Source organism: Micromonospora sp. NPDC005979, assembly GCF_040614415.1.
GTDB lineage: Bacteria > Actinomycetota > Actinomycetes > Mycobacteriales > Micromonosporaceae > Micromonospora.
This window is the reverse complement of sequence record NZ_JBEXUR010000005.1, coordinates 64706-80846: the sequence shown is the minus strand read 5'-3', so window position 1 is coordinate 80846 and position 16141 is coordinate 64706. Positions and strand designations below refer to the sequence as shown.

The 16141-nt window shown below is 71.4% G+C and carries 16 protein-coding genes; 9 read left to right on the top strand and 7 right to left on the bottom strand.

From position 1 onward, the window contains the following. Nucleotides 1-2: 2 nt before the first annotated feature. Nucleotides 3-977, bottom strand: a complete 975-nt coding sequence (locus ABZ272_RS10810) for a LysR family transcriptional regulator (RefSeq protein ID WP_355049699.1) — start codon at nucleotides 975-977, stop codon at nucleotides 3-5. Nucleotides 978-1095: 118 nt separating this feature from the next. On the opposite strand from ABZ272_RS10810, the gene ABZ272_RS10805 reads away from it, so the two are divergent. The 4 genes from ABZ272_RS10805 to ABZ272_RS10790 all read left to right on the top strand — a co-directional run bounded on the left by ABZ272_RS10805 (nucleotide 1096) and on the right by ABZ272_RS10790 (nucleotide 6274). Beyond that, nucleotides 1096-2343: an MFS transporter gene (locus tag ABZ272_RS10805; protein WP_355049698.1), complete on the top strand. Its 1248-nt coding sequence runs from the start codon at nucleotides 1096-1098 to the stop codon at nucleotides 2341-2343. 141 nt (nucleotides 2344-2484) lie between these two features. Then, on the top strand, nucleotides 2485-3519 hold the full coding sequence (locus ABZ272_RS10800) for a pectinesterase family protein (protein ID WP_355049697.1): 1035 nt from the start codon (nucleotides 2485-2487) through the stop codon (nucleotides 3517-3519). After that, nucleotides 3516-4982 carry a cellulose binding domain-containing protein gene (locus ABZ272_RS10795; RefSeq protein ID WP_355049696.1) on the top strand — a complete coding sequence of 489 codons (1467 nt, stop codon included), beginning with the start codon at nucleotides 3516-3518 and terminating at the stop codon, nucleotides 4980-4982. The genes ABZ272_RS10800 and ABZ272_RS10795 overlap by 4 nt, the downstream gene beginning before the upstream one ends. 35 nt (nucleotides 4983-5017) lie before the next feature. Then, the gene (locus ABZ272_RS10790) at nucleotides 5018-6274 is read left to right on the top strand and encodes a cellulose binding domain-containing protein (RefSeq protein ID WP_355049695.1); all 1257 of its coding nucleotides are present in this window, start codon (nucleotides 5018-5020) and stop codon (nucleotides 6272-6274) included. A gap of 57 nt (nucleotides 6275-6331) precedes the next feature. Here the strand turns inward: ABZ272_RS10790 and ABZ272_RS10785 are convergent, their stop codons facing one another. Then, nucleotides 6332-7039 (bottom strand): DUF899 family protein, encoded by a 708-nt coding sequence (locus ABZ272_RS10785; RefSeq protein WP_355049694.1) that lies wholly within the window; start codon nucleotides 7037-7039, stop codon nucleotides 6332-6334. A 135-nt stretch (nucleotides 7040-7174) separates the two neighbouring features. On the opposite strand from ABZ272_RS10785, the gene ABZ272_RS10780 reads away from it, so the two are divergent. Further along, nucleotides 7175-8095, top strand: coding sequence for an RNA polymerase subunit sigma-70 (locus ABZ272_RS10780; protein WP_355049693.1), 921 nt, complete (start codon nucleotides 7175-7177; stop codon nucleotides 8093-8095). Between the two features lie 213 nt (nucleotides 8096-8308). Next, on the top strand, nucleotides 8309-8734 hold the full coding sequence (locus ABZ272_RS10775; protein WP_355049692.1) for a hypothetical protein: 426 nt from the start codon (nucleotides 8309-8311) through the stop codon (nucleotides 8732-8734). Nucleotides 8735-8759: 25 nt separating this feature from the next. Here ABZ272_RS10775 and ABZ272_RS10770 read toward each other — a convergent pair whose 3' ends face one another. After that, a complete protein-coding gene (locus ABZ272_RS10770; RefSeq protein ID WP_355049691.1) occupies nucleotides 8760-10319 on the bottom strand; it encodes an NAD(P)/FAD-dependent oxidoreductase in 1560 nt (519 codons plus the stop codon). A 157-nt stretch (nucleotides 10320-10476) separates the two neighbouring features. Between ABZ272_RS10770 and ABZ272_RS10765 the strand changes: the two genes are divergently transcribed. The 3 genes from ABZ272_RS10765 to ABZ272_RS10755 all read left to right on the top strand — a co-directional run bounded on the left by ABZ272_RS10765 (nucleotide 10477) and on the right by ABZ272_RS10755 (nucleotide 12792). Continuing rightward, a complete protein-coding gene (locus tag ABZ272_RS10765) occupies nucleotides 10477-11694 on the top strand; it encodes a hypothetical protein (RefSeq protein WP_355049690.1) in 1218 nt (405 codons plus the stop codon). Nucleotides 11695-11763: 69 nt separating this feature from the next. Beyond that, the gene (locus ABZ272_RS10760; protein ID WP_355049689.1) at nucleotides 11764-12336 is read left to right on the top strand and encodes a GNAT family protein; all 573 of its coding nucleotides are present in this window, start codon (nucleotides 11764-11766) and stop codon (nucleotides 12334-12336) included. 42 nt (nucleotides 12337-12378) lie between these two features. Continuing rightward, nucleotides 12379-12792 carry a type II toxin-antitoxin system prevent-host-death family antitoxin gene (locus ABZ272_RS10755; RefSeq protein ID WP_355049688.1) on the top strand — a complete coding sequence of 138 codons (414 nt, stop codon included), beginning with the start codon at nucleotides 12379-12381 and terminating at the stop codon, nucleotides 12790-12792. A gap of 101 nt (nucleotides 12793-12893) precedes the next feature. On the opposite strand, the gene ABZ272_RS10750 is transcribed toward ABZ272_RS10755, so the two are convergent. From ABZ272_RS10750 to ABZ272_RS10735, 4 genes are all read right to left on the bottom strand, one after another. Then, complete coding sequence (locus ABZ272_RS10750) at nucleotides 12894-13961, bottom strand: ABC transporter ATP-binding protein (protein ID WP_355049687.1); 1068 nt, start codon at nucleotides 13959-13961, stop codon at nucleotides 12894-12896. 86 nt (nucleotides 13962-14047) lie between these two features. Further along, the gene (locus ABZ272_RS10745; RefSeq protein ID WP_355049686.1) at nucleotides 14048-14863 is read right to left on the bottom strand and encodes an ABC transporter permease; all 816 of its coding nucleotides are present in this window, start codon (nucleotides 14861-14863) and stop codon (nucleotides 14048-14050) included. Next, complete coding sequence (gene modA / locus ABZ272_RS10740; protein ID WP_355049685.1) at nucleotides 14860-15654, bottom strand: molybdate ABC transporter substrate-binding protein; 795 nt, start codon at nucleotides 15652-15654, stop codon at nucleotides 14860-14862. Before modA ends, ABZ272_RS10745 begins: the two co-directional genes overlap by 4 nt. Continuing rightward, complete coding sequence (locus ABZ272_RS10735; protein WP_355049684.1) at nucleotides 15651-16076, bottom strand: TOBE domain-containing protein; 426 nt, start codon at nucleotides 16074-16076, stop codon at nucleotides 15651-15653. The genes modA and ABZ272_RS10735 overlap by 4 nt, the downstream gene beginning before the upstream one ends. Between the last annotated feature and the right edge of the window lie 65 nt (nucleotides 16077-16141).

Genomic DNA, 16141 nt, shown 5'->3' with positions numbered 1-16141 from the left:
GTTCACGCCACCACACTGCCGCACCCGGCGGCGTCGACATCCGGCCGTCCTGCCAACGTCCAGGAGGGACGCCAGGTCGTCGGGGGTAGCGGCGTCAGGCCCGCGCAGTGGTCCAGCACCGCCCGTAGCCCCGGGTGCGGGTTCGCGCGGCGCAGCAGGAGCGAGAGCGGATACGCGAGCGTCGGGCGCGCGATCGGGATGCGGCGCAGGTCGTGGCCCGTCGGCCAGAGGTACCGGTCGCGCGCGCCGACGAGGGTCGCCACGTCGGGGGATTCCGCGAGGATGTCGAGCAGCACCTCGTCGCCGAAGTGCGGGCCGGCGGCGTCGATCCGCAGGTCGAACGCGGTGGTGAGCTGGTCGTAGAAGTCCCCCCACTCGCTGCGCGGCGCGATGCCGGGCACCCAGATCCGGTGCCCCCGGAGCTGGGCCGGCGTCAGCGTGCGCGCGGAGGCGAGCGGGTGCCGTGGACCGACGAGCAGTTCCAGCGCCGAGTCGAAGGCGTGGACCATCCGCACCTCGCGCGGCAGCGTCGCCGGGTCGGTGACCGACCGGAACGAGGCGTCGACGTCGCCCGCCTGGACGGCGGCGACCGCCTCACGCGGGTCGTTGACCCGCAGCGTCACGACGTCGAGGGCGAGCTCCGGATGTGCGCGCCAGTAGTCGTGCAGGATCACGGCCTGCGCGGAGCGCAGACCGAGAACGTCGATCCGCAGGGCCCGTGAGCCCGGTCTGATGGCGGCGACCGCGCGGTCCACCCCGGCGACGATGCCCCGGGCGTGCGGGAGGAACGCCTGGCCGTCGAGTGTCAGCTCGACCCCTCGGGGGGTACGCGCGAACAACCGCACGTCGAGCGCGCGTTCGAGGGCGGCGATCCGCTTCGACACGGCCTGCTGCGTCACCCCCAGCTCGTCGGCCGCGTGCTGCAACTGCCCGAACTCGGCCGCCCGCACGAACGACCGCACCGCCTCGGTATCCACCGGCTCATTATGCCCATCCACAACTGCTGGTTGTGGCTCGCTGGATCCCAGTTGTTTGCTTCCGCGCGGGCGCGAGGGGTGTGCTGCCCCCGGGCGTCGGTGGATTCGGGAGGGTCGCATGCGGGGGCGGTTGGGGCGCGATTTCGGTTGGCTCTGGTCGGCGTACGCCGCCAGCACGTATGGCACCTGGCTCGCCTTCGGTGCCTTTCCGCTGATCGCGGTCCGTGTTCTGGACTCCTCGGCGGTCGCCGTGGCGCTGCTGGAGGCGGCCGGTCTCGCGGTCGCGGCGGTTGTGGCCTTCACCCTCGGGCCATGGGTCGAGCACCGTGCGAAGCGACCGGTGATGATCACGATGGACCTCGTCCGCTTCGTCGCGATGGTCAGCGTCCCGGCCGCGTACGGCCTCGGACTTCTGTCGTACGGTCAACTGCTGGTTGTGTCGATCGTCTCGGGGACTGCGGGCATCGCCTTCTCCGCCGCGTCCGGGGCGTACCTGAAACATCTGGTGCGTGGCGCGGACCTGCTGGCGGCCAACGGGCGGTTCGAGGGCACGGCCTGGGTGGCGACCGCGGCCGGGCCGCCCCTGGGCGGCGCGCTCGCCGGGCTGCTCGGTCCGGTCGTGACCGTCCTGGCCGATGCCGTCAGCTACCTGCTGTCCGCCTTCGCGATCCTGCGTGTCCGGGGCGGCGACGTCGCCACACCTCGTGGCCGCGCGACGGGGCTGCGGCCCGCCGACCTGCTGCACGGGGGGAGGCTCATCCTCGGCGACGGCGTCCTGCGCGGGCTGTTCCTCAACTCGATCCTGGTCGGCGGCCTCATCATGGCCACCGCGCCGCTGCTGGCCGTGCTCCTGCTGGGTCAGTACCACCTGCCGGCGTGGCAGTACGGCCTCGCCTTCGGCATCCCGGCGCTCGGTGGGCTGCTGGGCGCCCGCCTCTCCGCGCGCCTCGTGAGCCGCTACGGCCGACACCGGGTCATGATCGTCTTCGGCTGGCTGCGTTCGGTCTTCCCACTCGGACTCGCCCTCGTCCAGCCGGGTGTGCCCGGACTCGTCACCGTGATCATCGTCGAGGGACTGCTGATCACGTGCATGGGAGTCTTCAATCCGATCTACGCGACCGAACGCCTGCGCCGGGTCCCCGCGGGTCACGCCGCGCGGGTGCTCAGCACGTGGAGTGCCGTCGGCAAGCTCCTGCAGGCTGCCCTGATGGTGGGCTGGGGTCTTCTCGCCACACTCACCAGCCCGCTCGCCGCGATCACGCTGTCCGGCGTACTGCTGCTTGCCACCCCGCTGTTGCTGCCCAGGCGGACGCCGTCGGTGGCCCCCGAGGTGAGCACGTCCGGGCGTGACGTCCGGGTCGGGTGACCTTCCGTGAGCATTCGCTTTATATTCCCGAACGTCGATGTTAACGTTCACTTAACGTCGTCGTCTGCCGGTCGACATGGTCGTCGGCAACGGCCCGGGGATCGGAGGACGCTTATGACCACGTCCGGCAGGGTTCTTCGCGTGCGCACGGTGGCGGTGCTAACGGTGTGCGCCCTCGCCACCGCGGTCCCGGTGGCCGCGTCCGCGTCCGCGTCCGCGACGACCATCACCGTCGCCGCTGACGGCAGCGGCGCCTACACGACCGTGCAGGCGGCGATCGACAGTGTCGGGGCGAACAACGGCGTTCCGGTCACCATCACCATCAAACCCGGCACCTACCGGGGCGTGGTCACCATCCCCGCCAACAAGCCCTACCTCACCCTGGTCGGCGCCGGCAGTTCCGCCGCCCAGGTCGTGATCGTCGAAGGGCATGCCTCCGGCCAGACCAAGCCCGGTGGCGGCACGTACGGCACGTCCGGCAGCGCCTCGGTCTTCGTCAACGCCAACGACACCACGATCAGGAATCTGACCATGTCGAACGACTTCGACGAGGCCGCCAACACCCTCGACGCCGAGCAGGCCGTCGCTGTCAACACCTCCGGCGACCGGGCGCAGTTCGACAACGTCCGCGTCCTCGGCAACCAGGACACCCTGCTGGTCAACGCGCCCAGTGTCAGCTCGGTCCGGCGTCTCTACGTCCGCAACTCCTACGTGGAGGGCGACGTCGACTTCATCTTCGGGCGGGGCACCATGGTCTTCCAGAACGGCACCGTGCACTCGCTCACCCGGGGCTCGTCGTCGAACAACGGCTACCTCACCGCCGCGGCCACCGACATCAACAACAGGTTCGGCTTCCTGTTCTGGGGAACCACCCTGACCAGCAACGCTCCCGCCAGGACCGTCTATCTGGGCCGGCCCTGGCACCCCAGCGGCGACGTCAACGCACGGGGACAGGTCCTCTACCGGGGCGTCACGATGGGCGCGCACATCCGCACCGACCCCTGGACCGACATGTCCGGCTTCTCGTGGCGGGACGCCCGGTTCGCCGAGTACGGCAGCACCGGACCGGGCGCCGTCATCAACGCCAACCGGCCGCAGATGAGCGCCTCCACCGCCACCCAGTACACACCGACCGCCTACCTGGCGGGTACCGACGGCTGGAACCCCATCCGATGACGACGATTCGTTCCCTTCGTATCGCGGCCGTCATCGCGGTCGCCGCCGGGGTGCTCGCCGCCGGTCTGCCGGTGCTCAGCGCCGAGGCCGCGGCCGGCGACGGCACCCCGGCCGACTCGAACATCAGCTTCGTCGGCCGGTGGAACAGGACAAACGCCTCGGCCTACGTGCCCTACTGGGCCGGCGCGTACCTGCGCGTCGGATTCACCGGCAGAACGGTGAAGCTCCGGCAGCGCAACACCATCCAATTGTGGGCGAGCATCGACGGTGGGGCGTTCACGTCCTTCACCGGCTCCGGCACGATCAACCTGACGCCGACCGCGCTGGCGGCCGGCAGCCACACGCTGATCGTCAGCTACCGGCAGGTGGCCGGCTCCTACACCGGTGACGCGGTCTTCCAGGGGTTGATCCTCGACTCCGGCGCGGGCACCTTCGCGCCACCGGCCCGCCCCAAGCTGGTCGAGTTCGTCGGCGACTCGATCACCGCAGGGGCCACGAGCAGTCAACTCGCCGTGACGGACTACGCCTTCAAGGTCGGTGAGCGGCTCGGCTACGACCACACCCAGATCGCGATCGGTGGCATGTGTCTGGCCGAGACGACCGACGGATGCTGGGCGCAGTCGACCCGCTACTGGATGTCCTCCGGTGGCCAGGCCGGCACCGACGCGTGGGACTTCTCCCGCTACACCGCCGACGGCGTGGTGATCAACCTGGGGACCAACGACAAGAGCCACGGCGTGAGCGCCGCGGCCTTCCAGGCGACGTACACCACCTTCCTGACGAGGATCCGGGCCAAGTTCCCGAACGCCAAGCTCTTCGCCATGCGGACGTTCATCGGTCGGTACGCGACCGAGACGGAGGCGGCGGTGCGGGCACGCAACGCCGCGGGTGACGCCAACGTGTTCTACGTGGACACCACCGGCTGGCTGCCGTCCGGCGGCCTGAGCGACTCGGTGCACCCGAACGACGCCGGCCACCAGGCCATCACCGACCGGCTGGCCCCGATCCTCAGCGCACGACTGACCACGACGCCGCCCCCGACGACGCCGCCCCCCACGACGCCGCCCCCGACGACGCCGCCCCCCACGACGCCGCCCCCCACGACTCCCGCGCCGACGACTCCTGCGCCGACCACTCCTGGGGGCGGGGCCTGCACGGTCACCTACCTCAAGACCGGTGACTGGGGTACGGGCGCCCAGTTCGACGTGACGCTCAACAACACCTCCACTGTCGGAATCAACGGGTGGAAAGTGACCTGGTCCCTGCCGGGCAGCCAGCGGATCACGCAGTCCTGGAATGCCACGGTCACCCAGTCCGGCGCCGCGGCCACGGCGGTGAACGTCGCCTGGAACACGGTGATCCCGGCCGCCGGTTCGACCAGCTTCGGATTCATCACCGACAGCCCGCTCGGCGGAGCGACCGGCTTCGCCCTCAACGGCTCCCCGTGCGCCGCCGTCACGTGATGGCGAGCGCCTCCGATCGAGGCAGGAGTAACCCGATGACGGTTCGCCGATCGCGTCTCGTGGCTCTGGCGGCAACGGTCCTGACCGTCGTGGCCGGCGGGCTCGGCATCGCCACCGCCCAGGCCGCCACCCCGGCGTGCGCTGTCGACTACCGGGTCACCAGCCAGTGGACCGGCGGGTTCGGCGCCGATGTCGTCGTCACCAACCTCGGTGACGCGGTGACCAGTTGGACCGTGGGTTGGAGTCTCGCCCCCGGGCAGGGCGTGACGCAGGCGTGGAACGCCACCGTCACGGTCACCGGCACGGCGGTCACCGCCACCAACGTGGGCTACAACGGTGCCGTCGGCTCCGGCGCATCGGTCGCCTTCGGCTTCAACGGAACCTGGAGCGGCAGCAACCCGGTGCCGTCGTCGTTCTCGTTCAACGGCGTCACCTGCGCCGGCCCGCCACCAGCGACCCCCACCGCGCCGACGCCGTCGCCCACCGCGCCGACTCCGACATCGACACCATCGCCAGCGCCGACACCCTGCACCGGCCCGAGCACACCACCGGCCAGCCCTACCCCGTCACCGACACCCGCGCCGATCAAGGTGTGGATGGCCGGCGACTCCACGATGATGAACGCCAGCTCCTGTCCGATCGGCTGGGGCAGTCAGTTCGCGTCCTACCTCACGTCGAACGTCACCGTGCAGAACAGCGCCGTCGGCGGTCGCAGCATCCAGACCTGGCTGTACGAGGGCAACGTGACCTCCACCAAGAACTCGGCGGGCGAGTGCGTGCTCAGCTCGACCGCCTACAGCGCGCGATGGTCGGCGATGCTGGACAGCGGCAGTGGCTTCAAGGCCGGCGACTATCTGATCATCCAGTTCGGCATCAACGACGGTGACTCGGCCTGCCCGCGACACGTGGGCACCAATCGCTTCAAGGAACTGCTCGGCGTGATGGCGACGGCCGCCAAGGCCAGAGGCGTGAAGCCGATCTTCGTCACGCCCGTCGCGGCGATCACCTGCAGCGGCAACACCGCCGTCGGCAATCGCGGTTTCGTCACCGAGACGACGGCCGCGGCCGCCGCCAACGGCGTACCGGTCATCGACCTGCACGCGAAGAGCGTGGCGCTCTACAACACGCTCCGGCTGTGTCCGAACAACGGTGACTACTCGACGGGCGCGGTCGGCGCGTTCTTCTGCAACGACCACACCCACTTCGAGGCCGCCGGCGCCAGACAGATCGCCGGCCTGATCGCCACCGCCCTGCGGGCGCAGAACATCCCACTCGCCGCCTACCTGAGGTGACCGCCACTTTTTGACACCGCGGCCGACCCGAGCATGATCACCTCGATCATCAGGACGTCATCGCGGTGCGACGCCCGGGCGTGACCATTGCGCGGTGGGGCGGCCGTTGAGACGCCACGGGTGCCCGGTGACCCGCGGCCAGCCTTCCGGCGAGTTCTCCCAGTTCTCCTGCCGGCCGTACACGGTGAGGTCCAGGGCGTGGTAGGTGGTCATCAAGGCCTCCACGCCCCGCCCGGTGGTCCAGTAGGTCTCGTAGACGTTGTCGCCGTCGCGCAGGTAGCACGCGATGAACCCGAAGTCACGACCGTCGGCCAGAGCCGGGTCGGAGTCTTTCGCCGAATACCAGGGGAACGGGTAGCCCATGAACTCCGCGAACGGGGCACTCTCGTCGTAGGGGCCCTGGCAGAACACGGCGTAGGTGACGTCCCGAGCGTGCAGGTAGTCCAGCGTCTGCATGTGACAGGTCGAGAAGGTGCACCCCTCACACTGGTGCTCGTACGGCTTGTCGTCGTGCCACATGTGGAAGTAGGCGATGAGCATCCGGCGGCCCTCGAACACCTCCACCAGCGGGGTGTCCCCGCCAGGGCCCCGCACCGTCACCGTCGGCATCAAGGTCATCGGCAGCTGACGGCGAGCGGCTGCGATCGCGTCTCCTTCGCGGGTATGGGCCTTCTCCCGTACCAGCAGTTCGTCGCGCTCGCGCAGCCAGGTCTCCCGGTCGACGACCGGGGGCGCGGTGGCGCTGAAGGCGGGGGTTGCCGTCATGGCGTTCTCCTTGGTAGGTGAGGATCGGTCACAGGTACAGACGAGCGAGTCGGCGATCGTCATCGGTGACCGATGACGGATGGGTCCGCAGTCGTCAGTACGGTGGTGAGGACCATTCAGCCCCGGGGAAATCAGATGTCCGACTCGACCGATGAGCAGGCGGTCTGGCTGCAGCGCGCCTTTGGCGAGCACCGGCGCGAGCTACACGTCCACTGCTACCGCCTCGCCGGGAACGTCACCGACGCGGACGACCTGGTGCAGGAGACATTCCTGCGTGCCTGGCGGGCTCGCGACCGCTTCGAGGGTCGGGCGTCGGCGCGTACCTGGTTCTACCGGATCGCCACGAACGTCTTCCTCGACAGCCGCAAGGCGGCCGGTCACCGGACGTTACCGTACGGTGATCCGCTGGAGTGGTCCACCGAGCTCGGTCCCTATCCCGACGCCCTGCTGGCCGACGATCCGCAGACCGGCCTCGCCGCCCGGGAGACCGTCGAGCTGGCCGTGATCGCAGCGCTCATGTACCTACCGCCACGGCAGCGGGCGGCCTTCGTGCTACGCGACGTCCACGGCTGGACGCCGCAGGAGATCGCCGCCGCGCTCGACACCGCCGTGGCGGCCGTCAACAGCCTCCTCCAGCGAGCCCGCCACACCCTCCGCGGGCGCACTCCGTCGGACCCGAAGGACTGGCGCCGCCCACAGCTCACCAGGGAGGACGAAGACATCCTGCGCCGCTACGCCAACGCGAAGGACCCGGAGACGATCCGGGCACTACTCGCCGAGGACGTACGGATCACGATGCCACCCGAGCCGCCGGTCGTCGGGATCGACGCGGCCGCGGAGTTCCTTGCCCGACCGCTCGACTGGCGTACGTTCCCCACCTCGGCCAACGGACGCCCGGCACTGATCAACTATCTCCGCCGGCCCGGCAGCCCGCACTACGAGGCGTTGGTCGTCGACGTACTCCGGATCGAGAACGGAAAGATCGTAGAGAGCAACGCCTTCATCGGCGCCCGTCACGTCGCCGCCTTCAACATGCCCGCCACACTCGAGCCCTAGGTGTTCTGTCCAGGGAGGTCGGGGACGCGGCTGGCGGGTGGGCCGCCCTCAGGAAACAGGCCCTGGACGAGTAGGTCTCAAGCCAGGTGTCCGAGTCTGCGTTCAGTGGCAGGCAGATGATGTGCCACCGTCCACATCGGCTTCAGCGACGGCCCGGCTGCTATCGTCCAGCACCGGAATGACGATCATGGTGGATGTGGGGAGTTGACGGGGATGCGTAGGAAGCCGAGCACGCGGTCGGCGGGTGCCCTGGTCATGGTGCCGACGACAGTGGCCCTCGTTCTGGTCGGCACCGCCTCGGCGGCGTCGGCGGCCACGGGCACGCCGAGCGGTGCGCCGCCGGCGGCCAACGGTGTCGACGTGTGGTGCGTGTCGACGACCGGCGCCAAGGCGTGCTTCGCCGCGTACGGGGACCGGGTCTGGGTGAAGGACACCAAGGCGAATGGCGCGCCCGCCGCCGGCACGATCCAGGGACCGGACTGGAGCCGGCAGTGCATCAACAGCAGCGGCGCGGACGCCGGCTGGGTCATGTGCAACTTCGACGTGCCGGAGTACGACGAGGGTCTGCTGTGGGCGGTCAACAACCCGTTCATCGGCAACGAGAGCAGCACGAAGATCTACACCAGCGGCCCGATCTGACGCCGGCGTTCGCGTAACGAGCCCGTCAGACCAGCGGCGCCTGCGCGGATCGGTCGCCGTCGCCGGCCGCGCGGACGCCTTCGGGAGCGGTGATCGGGGCGGTGACGATCCGGCTCGGCAGCACCGGCGCGTCCCGACCCGTGCCCCGGCGCGCGCCGCCGGTGGTCGCCTGTTCGTGGTAGTCCTGCTCCACGTTGACCGACCAGATGTCGTGGGTGCTGCCGGTGACGATGTTCTCCACGGTCAACATCGCCGTGAGCATCGAGTGGTCCTGGTTGTTGTAGCGGTGCATGCCGTTGCGTCCCACCGGGTGCACGTTCGGCACGGCCTCGGCCAGCCACGCCCGGATCACGTCCACGTTGTGTTGGTAGCGCTCGTCGTACACCGGATAGGCCTTCGGCATGCGCACGACGTAGCCGGCCTCGACGACCCCTGGCCGGACCAGGCCCAACCGCTCCAGCTCCGCGGTCGCGAGGGCCACCAGGTCGGCGTCGGCGCAACGCCACATCTCGTCGTCCTCGAAGACGAAGTACTCCAGGCCCAGGCAGGTGCGGCCGTCCTTGACGAGGTACGGCGACCAGGAGCCGAAGTTCTGGATCCGGCCCACCCGCACCGCCGGATCGTGCACGTAGATCCAGTTGTCGGGGAACGAGAACTCGGCCGGTACCACCAGGGCGACGGTCAGGAAGTCGCGGTAGCGCAGGTCGGCGGCGCAGGCCAGCACGTGCGGGGGCGCCGGCGGGCGGAGCGCGGCGACCAGCTCCGAGATCGGCATCGACGAGATCACGTCGTCGGCCGGCTCGGTACGCTGCCCGCCCGCGCCGTTGACCGTCACGCTGATCGCCCGGCGTCGTTTCGGGTCGCGGTGCACGGCGGTCACCCAGGTGCCGGTCGACACCTCCCCGCCGCGCTGGCGTACCTGGTCGGCGCAGCGTTCCCACATCATCCCCGGCCCGTACTTCGGGTACTGGAACTCCTCGATCAGGCTGGTCACGTCGGTGCGGCGGCGTCCGGGCAGCACCGCGTTGCGGATCGCCGTGGCCAGTGACAGGTTCTTGATCCGCTGCGCGGCCCAGTCGGCCCGCAGCTGGTCCGCGGGCATACCCCAGACTTTCTCGGTGTACGTCTTGAAGAAGATCGAGTACAGCCGCCAGCCGAACCGGGCCGACACCCAGCCTTCGAAGTGCGACTGGTCGCGCGGTGGGCGAACCCGCGCCCGGGCGTACGAGGCGAGGCACCGCACCGCCTCCGGCAGACCCAGGTTGCGCAGGGCGTTAGTCGCGCTCAGCGGGTAGTTGAACAGGGCGCCCCGGTAGAAGATCCGACTCATCCGGGGCCGGGTCAGGAAGTCCTCCTCGGGCAGGATCTCGTGCCAGAACGCCTCCACCCGGGGGACCTTGGTGAAGAACCGGTGTCCGCCGATGTCGAAGCGCCACCCGTCGCGTTCCACGGTCCGGCTGATCCCGCCGACCACCTCGTCGGCCTCGAAGACCCGGACCGGCCGCCCGTGCCGGAGCAACTCGTACGCCGCCGTGAGCCCCGCCGGCCCCGCGCCGATGACCACCGTGCCGTGTTGCTCGCTCATGCCGCCGTACTCCCTGTTACTGGTCGAGGCGGCCCGCGTACCCGTTATGACCGGGATGTCACCTCGGGTCCTGGTGGGTTTCTCCTCCGGCGAGGTCTGTCGGGGCGTACAACGGGGAGGGCAGCGGGCGGTTCGGCGGACCGGGGGAGCGGGGCGGATGCACCGGTGGCGGGGCGGCCGGCGGCGTGCGACGGCGCTGGTCCAGACGGGCGCGCGACTGGTCCGCCGGGTACCGCCGCCCTGGCCGTACCTGATCGGGCTCTTTTTCGGCGCGAAGCTGCTGCTGACCCTGCTCGGCCTCCTGGTCCTGCACGCCTGGGACGGCATTCCAGGCGCGCCACCGCCGGACGAGGCGCTGATGTGGGCGCAGCAGCGGGAGATCTCCGGGCACCGGTGGATCTCCTTCTGGTTCGCCTGGGACGCCCTGCTCTACCTGCGGCTGAGCGAGCTGCCGCTGACCGGGCGACCGTGGGGGGACTTCGGCTTTCCGCTGCTCTACCCCTTCCTCGCCCGGCCGGTCGGCGCGCTGCTGGGCGGCGACAACGCGCTGGCCCTGCTGTTGATCAGCAATCTCGCGTTCCTGGGCGCCCTGGTGTACGGCTACCGGCTGGCCGAGCTGCTGCTCGGCGACGCCGACGCGGCTCGTCGGTTCACCCGCTACCTGGTGCTCCTGCCGACGGCGTTCCTGTTCCAGGCCGCGCTGACCGAGTCGCTGTTCGTCTGCCTCGCGCTGGCCGCCTTCTACTACGCCGAGCGCCGTCGGTGGTTACTGGTCGGCGTGGTCGGCTACTTCCTGGCGATGAGCCGGTCGCTCGGACTGCTCGTCGTCCTGCCATTGGCGCTCGTGCTGCTGCGCCAGCACGACTGGCGGCTCGGTCCGCGTGCCCTGCTCGGATACCTACGGACCGGCTGGCCGTTGCTGCTGCTGCCCGCCGGATGGTTCACCTTCATGGCGTTCTGCAAGTGGCGGGGCGGGGACTGGTTCGCCTACCAGCACGCTCAGAAGGCCGGCTGGGGCATCGAGGCGCAGAACCCCTTTCCGGTGGTCCTGGGCGGGCTCACCGGCGAGCCGCGGGACGCCGCCCGGGTCCTGTTCGCGCTGGTTGTGTTGGCCGTCCTGGCCGCCGGCTTCCGCCATCGGGAGCTGCCCTACCTGGTCTACGGCGTGCTCATGGTGGTGGTGCCGCTGTCGCTGGGTCCGGCGGTCTACAAGAGCCTGCTGCGTTACCTGCTGGCCGCGTTCCCGGTGGCCCTGGTGCTGGCCCGCTGGGCCCGCCGGGCGAGCGTGGACGGGTGGCTCACGGCGGCGCTCGCCCTCGTGCAGGGGGCGCTGTTCGTGCTCTGGCTCACCTACTGGACCCACATGATCATCTAATTGAACGGACGTCGCGGGCGGCCCTGTGCGAGCCTGGTACCCGTCGTCGCCAACTTCGGGGGAGGTCCGGTGTTCGCCCTGGCGCTGAACGAGGGTGTCGAGCTGCGCGCGTTGGACCCCTGGCGGGCCGAGGAGTTCCTCGCCCACCTCGACCGGGCGCGGGACCACATAAGTCCCTGGGTGGCGCCGTCCTTCGTCGCCACCGACCTGCCGTCGGCCCGGGCCGTGCTGCAGCGCTACGCCGACCGCTGGGCGGCCGACGCCGGCGGTATCTGGGGCCTGTGGTGGCGCGGCACCCTGGTCGGCGGGGTGATGTTCGTGTCGTTCGACGTCACGCTGGGCCTGTGCGAGGTCGGCTGCTGGGTGGAGCCGGCGGCGCAGGGCCGGGGCTTCGTCGCCCGCGCGGTACGGCTCATCGTCGACTGGGCGGTGCGGGAGCGCGGCATCCACCGCGTCGAGTGGCGGACGAACGCCGCCAACGTGCGCAGCATCGCCCTCGCCCGCCGGCTGGGCCTGCGCCACGACGGCACCCTGCGCCAGGTCTACCCGGGCCCGCACGGTCGCATCGACCTGGAGATCTGGTCGGTGCTGGCCGACGAGTGGCCGGCCGCGTCCGCACCGTCGCCACCCACCGTCCACTGAAGACGACTGATTTATGTCGTACCCGGGCGGCAGCATGCATGCATGGCCATCCCCGCGCTCACCCCGCATACCGACCCGCCGCGCTCCGTGCCGCTGCGCGAGGCGCGCACCCGGTTCAGCCAGCTCGTCGCGTTGGCCGAGCTGACCGACGCGGTCACCGTCGTCACCCGCGACGGCGATCCCCGACCGGTCGCCGCGATCGTTCCCGCCGCCGCGGCCCGCAGCGCCGCCCAGGCCCGCGCCGACGCCGACCGGCTCGCCGCGGTCACCGCCGGGTGGGCCCGCCGCCTCGACGAGCAGCACCGCCGCAGCAGCCAACGGCACGCCGCCGAGCTGGGCGCGGTCCGCGCGGCGCTGGCCGAGGTGTGGGCCGAGCTGGACCGCCGGGTCGTCCCGGGCAGCGACCCGACGCTGGCCCGGCTGCGCGCCGCGCACGCCGACCTGCTGGCCGACTGACCTCCGCTTACCGGGGCCGGTGGCGACTCGCGCCCGGTTCGGCCTGGCCCTGCCCACCGAGGCCGGCAGAGCGGGCACGGTCCCCTGGTCGTACGGCGGGGTCAGCTCGTCGCCGGGTAGGCGTGTGTCTCGGTCGCCTTGACCGCCACCCAGATCCGTTGGCCCGGGATCAGCCGGAGCTGGGCCGCCGCAGCCGGCGTGACGTCGGCGGCCACGCCGACCGGTCCGTCCACCTGCACCCGCACGTTGTCGCCGTGGCGCTGGACGCCGCTCACCGTGCCCGCCCACGTGTTGCGAGGGCTGCCGTCCGGTCGCGCCGGGTGCAGGGCCACCGCCGCCGGGCGGAACGCCACGAACGCGTCGCCGTCGAGCCGGTTTGCCACGCTCAGGGTCAACTCCGGCGCGACGCGTACGCCGTGGCCCTCGGCCCGACCCCGGTAGAGGTTCAGCCCGACCAGACGCGCCACGTAGTCGGTGCGCGGGCGTGCTGTGACGCTCGGGCCGTCGCCCTCCTGGACGACGCGCCCGCCCTCGACGATGACCAGGCGGTCGGCCAACGCCAACGCGTCCAGCGGATCGTGGGTGACCAGCACCGTCGCCCCGGGGTGCGCGGCCAGGTGGCGGTGCAGCTGCGCGCGGGTCTCCAGGCGCGTACGGGCGTCCAGGGCGGCCAGCGGCTCGTCGAGCAGCAGCAGCGACGGCCCGACGGCCAGCGCACGGGCCAGCGCCACCCGCTGCGCCTGCCCGCCGGAGAGCTGGCGGGGCTTGCGGCGCGTCTGGCCGGCGAGGCCCACCCGTTCGAGCCAGCTCCGCGCGGTGGCCCGTGCCGCCCGCCGGTCGACGCCGTGCCGGCGCGGCCCGAACGCCACGTTGTCCAATGCGTCGAGGTGCGGAAACAGCAGGTAGTCCTGGAAGACCACGCCGATCGGCCGGCGCTCGGTGGGCACCCAGCTCCGGCTCGCCGGGCGGTCCAGGTCGACGCCGTCGAGGGTGACGTGCCCGGCGGTGAGCGGGTGCAGCCCGGCCAGGGCGCGCAGCGCGGTGGTCTTGCCGGCCCCGTTGGGCCCGAGCAGCGCGACGACCTCACCCGGTGCGACCCGCAGCGGTATGTCCAACCGGAAGGCGCCCCGGTCGACGACCAGCCGGGCATCCAACAGCGGGGCGGTCACGGGCCGGTCGTCCGGTGGCGGCGCGGTCCCGGGCCTCTCGCTGGGCGGTCGCGCGGTACCGGGCTGGTCGTTGGGCGGCGGCGTAGTCACGGGCCCGCCATCCACCGGTCGCGCAGCGCGGCCAGGATGCCCACCGAGACGATCAGCAGCACCAGGCTGAGCACGATGGCGGACTCCAGGTCGGTCTCCAGCGCCAGATAGACGGCCAACGGCATCGTCTGCGTACGCCCGGGATAGTTGCCGGCGAAGGTGATGGTGGCACCGAACTCGCCGAGCGCCCGCGCCCAGCACAGCACCGCGCCGGCGGCGATCCCGGGTGCCACCAGCGGTAACGTGACGTGCGTGAAGGTCGTCCACCGGTTGGCCCCCAGTGTCGCGGCGGCCTCCTCGTAGCGGTGGTCGGCCGCGCGGAGCGCGCCCTCGACGGCGATGACGAGGAACGGCATGGCGACGAACGCCTCGGCCAGCACCACGCCCGCGGTCGTGAACGGCAGGGTGACGCCGAACGTGGCGTCGAGCCAGCCGCCGAGCAGCCCGCGCCGGCCGAAGACCAGCAGCAGCGCCACGCCGCCGACCACCGGCGGCAGCACCAGCGGCACGGTGACCAAGGCGCGGGCCAGCCGGCGGCCGGGGAAGTCGACCCGGGCCAGCATCCACGCCAGGGGCACCCCGAGCAGCAGGCAGAGCAGCGTGGCCAGGGTCGCGGTCTGCACCGACAGGCGCAGCGCCGTCAGCGCCCCCGGCGCGGTGAGCCGCTGCGGCAGCGTCGCCCACGGCGCCCGGATCACGAGCCCGGCCAGCGGCAGGACCAGGAAGAGCAGGCCCAGCCCGGCCGGGATCAGCAACGCCGCCGGCACCCGTGCGCGCCGTCGCGACGTGGTGGGCTCGCGGACCACGCTCACGACGCCGCCTGGAACCCCGCCTCGGCGAGGACCGCCTGTGCCGGCGTCGAGCGGACGTACGCGACGAAGGCGCGCGCGCCCGCCCGATTCGGTGCGTTCTTCAGCGCGACGATCGGATAGTCGTTGATCGCCCGGGCCGACTCGGGGAACTCGACACCCGTCACGTCGGCGCTCGCGGCACGGGCGTCCGTGCGGTAGACGAGGGCCGCGTCGACCTCGCCGAGCTTGACCTTGGCCAGTGCACCCTTGACGTCCTGTTCGAGGGTGACCGGCGTCAGCGTGGCCCCGGCCGCGGTCAGGGCGGTACGCGCCGCCGCGCCGCAGGGCACCTGCTCGGCGCAGAGCGCGACCTTCACTCCCGGACGGGCCAGGTCGGCGAGACCGGTCACGCCCTTCGGGTTGCCGCTGGGCACCGCGACCACCAGTTGGTTGCGGGCGAAGACGAACGGAGTGCCGTCGGCGTCGCCGGCCTGAGTCACGGTCTCCATGTTCTTCGGCGCCGCCGAGGCGAAGACGTCTGCCGGAGCGCCCTGGGTGATCTGGTTGGCCAGGGCCGAGCTGCCGGCGAGGTTGAGGGTGACGGTGACGCCTGGGTTGGCGGCCTCGAAATCCTTCGCGATGCGGGTGAACGACTCGGTCAGCGAAGCGGCGGCGAACACGGTCACCGTGCCGCTGACCCGACCGTCCCGGGTGTCACCCCCGTTCGCCGGGTCGCCGGCGCGGTCGCAGCCGGCCGTCGCCAGCATGGCCACCGCCAGCGCCACCGCGACGAATCGGGTTCGAGGCCTCATCCGTTCCCCCTCGCTCCGGCCGGGGCGGTGGGCGCGGCGCGTTCCACCACCACGGTGGTCGACTTGATCACGGCGACGGCGACCGAGCCGACCCGCAGGTCGAGGTCGTCGACCGCCTCCCGGCTCATCAGCGAGACCACCCGGAACGGGCCGGCCTGGATGTCGACCTGGGCCATCACCGTGTCCTTGCGGACGTCGACGACGATGCCGCGCAGCCGGTTGCGCGCCGAGGAGAACTCGGCGCCCGCGTCCGGGTCGGCGGCCTGCGCCCGGGCGAACGCCGCGAGGTCGACGCCGTCGATGATCCGGTGGCCGTGCTCGTCACGCCCGGCGGGTAGCCGCCCGGCGTCCACCCAGCGGCGGATCGTGTCGGCGCTGACGCCGAGCAGGTCGGCCGCCGCGCCGATCCGGAAGGTCGTCACCGGATCACCATAGCTGCCGTATCTGCGAGGAAGAAGTGCCCAGGAAGCCCGATTCTGCGTACGCC

Excerpts from the sequence above, each read along its gene's own strand:
- ABZ272_RS10805 (WP_355049698.1), top strand. The coding sequence starts at position 1,096 with ATGCGGGGGCGGTTGGGGCGCGATTTCGGTTGGCTCTGGTCGGCGTAC.
- ABZ272_RS10795 (WP_355049696.1), top strand. The coding sequence starts at position 3,516 with ATGACGACGATTCGTTCCCTTCGTATCGCGGCCGTCATCGCGGTCGCC.
- ABZ272_RS10790 (WP_355049695.1), top strand. The coding sequence starts at position 5,018 with ATGACGGTTCGCCGATCGCGTCTCGTGGCTCTGGCGGCAACGGTCCTG.
- ABZ272_RS10785 (WP_355049694.1), bottom strand. The coding sequence starts at position 7,039 with ATGACGGCAACCCCCGCCTTCAGCGCCACCGCGCCCCCGGTCGTCGAC.
- ABZ272_RS10780 (WP_355049693.1), top strand. The coding sequence starts at position 7,175 with ATGTCCGACTCGACCGATGAGCAGGCGGTCTGGCTGCAGCGCGCCTTT.
- ABZ272_RS10775 (WP_355049692.1), top strand. The coding sequence starts at position 8,309 with ATGCGTAGGAAGCCGAGCACGCGGTCGGCGGGTGCCCTGGTCATGGTG.
- ABZ272_RS10770 (WP_355049691.1), bottom strand. The coding sequence starts at position 10,319 with ATGAGCGAGCAACACGGCACGGTGGTCATCGGCGCGGGGCCGGCGGGG.
- ABZ272_RS10765 (WP_355049690.1), top strand. The coding sequence starts at position 10,477 with ATGCACCGGTGGCGGGGCGGCCGGCGGCGTGCGACGGCGCTGGTCCAG.
- ABZ272_RS10755 (WP_355049688.1), top strand. The coding sequence starts at position 12,379 with ATGGCCATCCCCGCGCTCACCCCGCATACCGACCCGCCGCGCTCCGTG.
- modA (WP_355049685.1), bottom strand. The coding sequence starts at position 15,654 with ATGAGGCCTCGAACCCGATTCGTCGCGGTGGCGCTGGCGGTGGCCATG.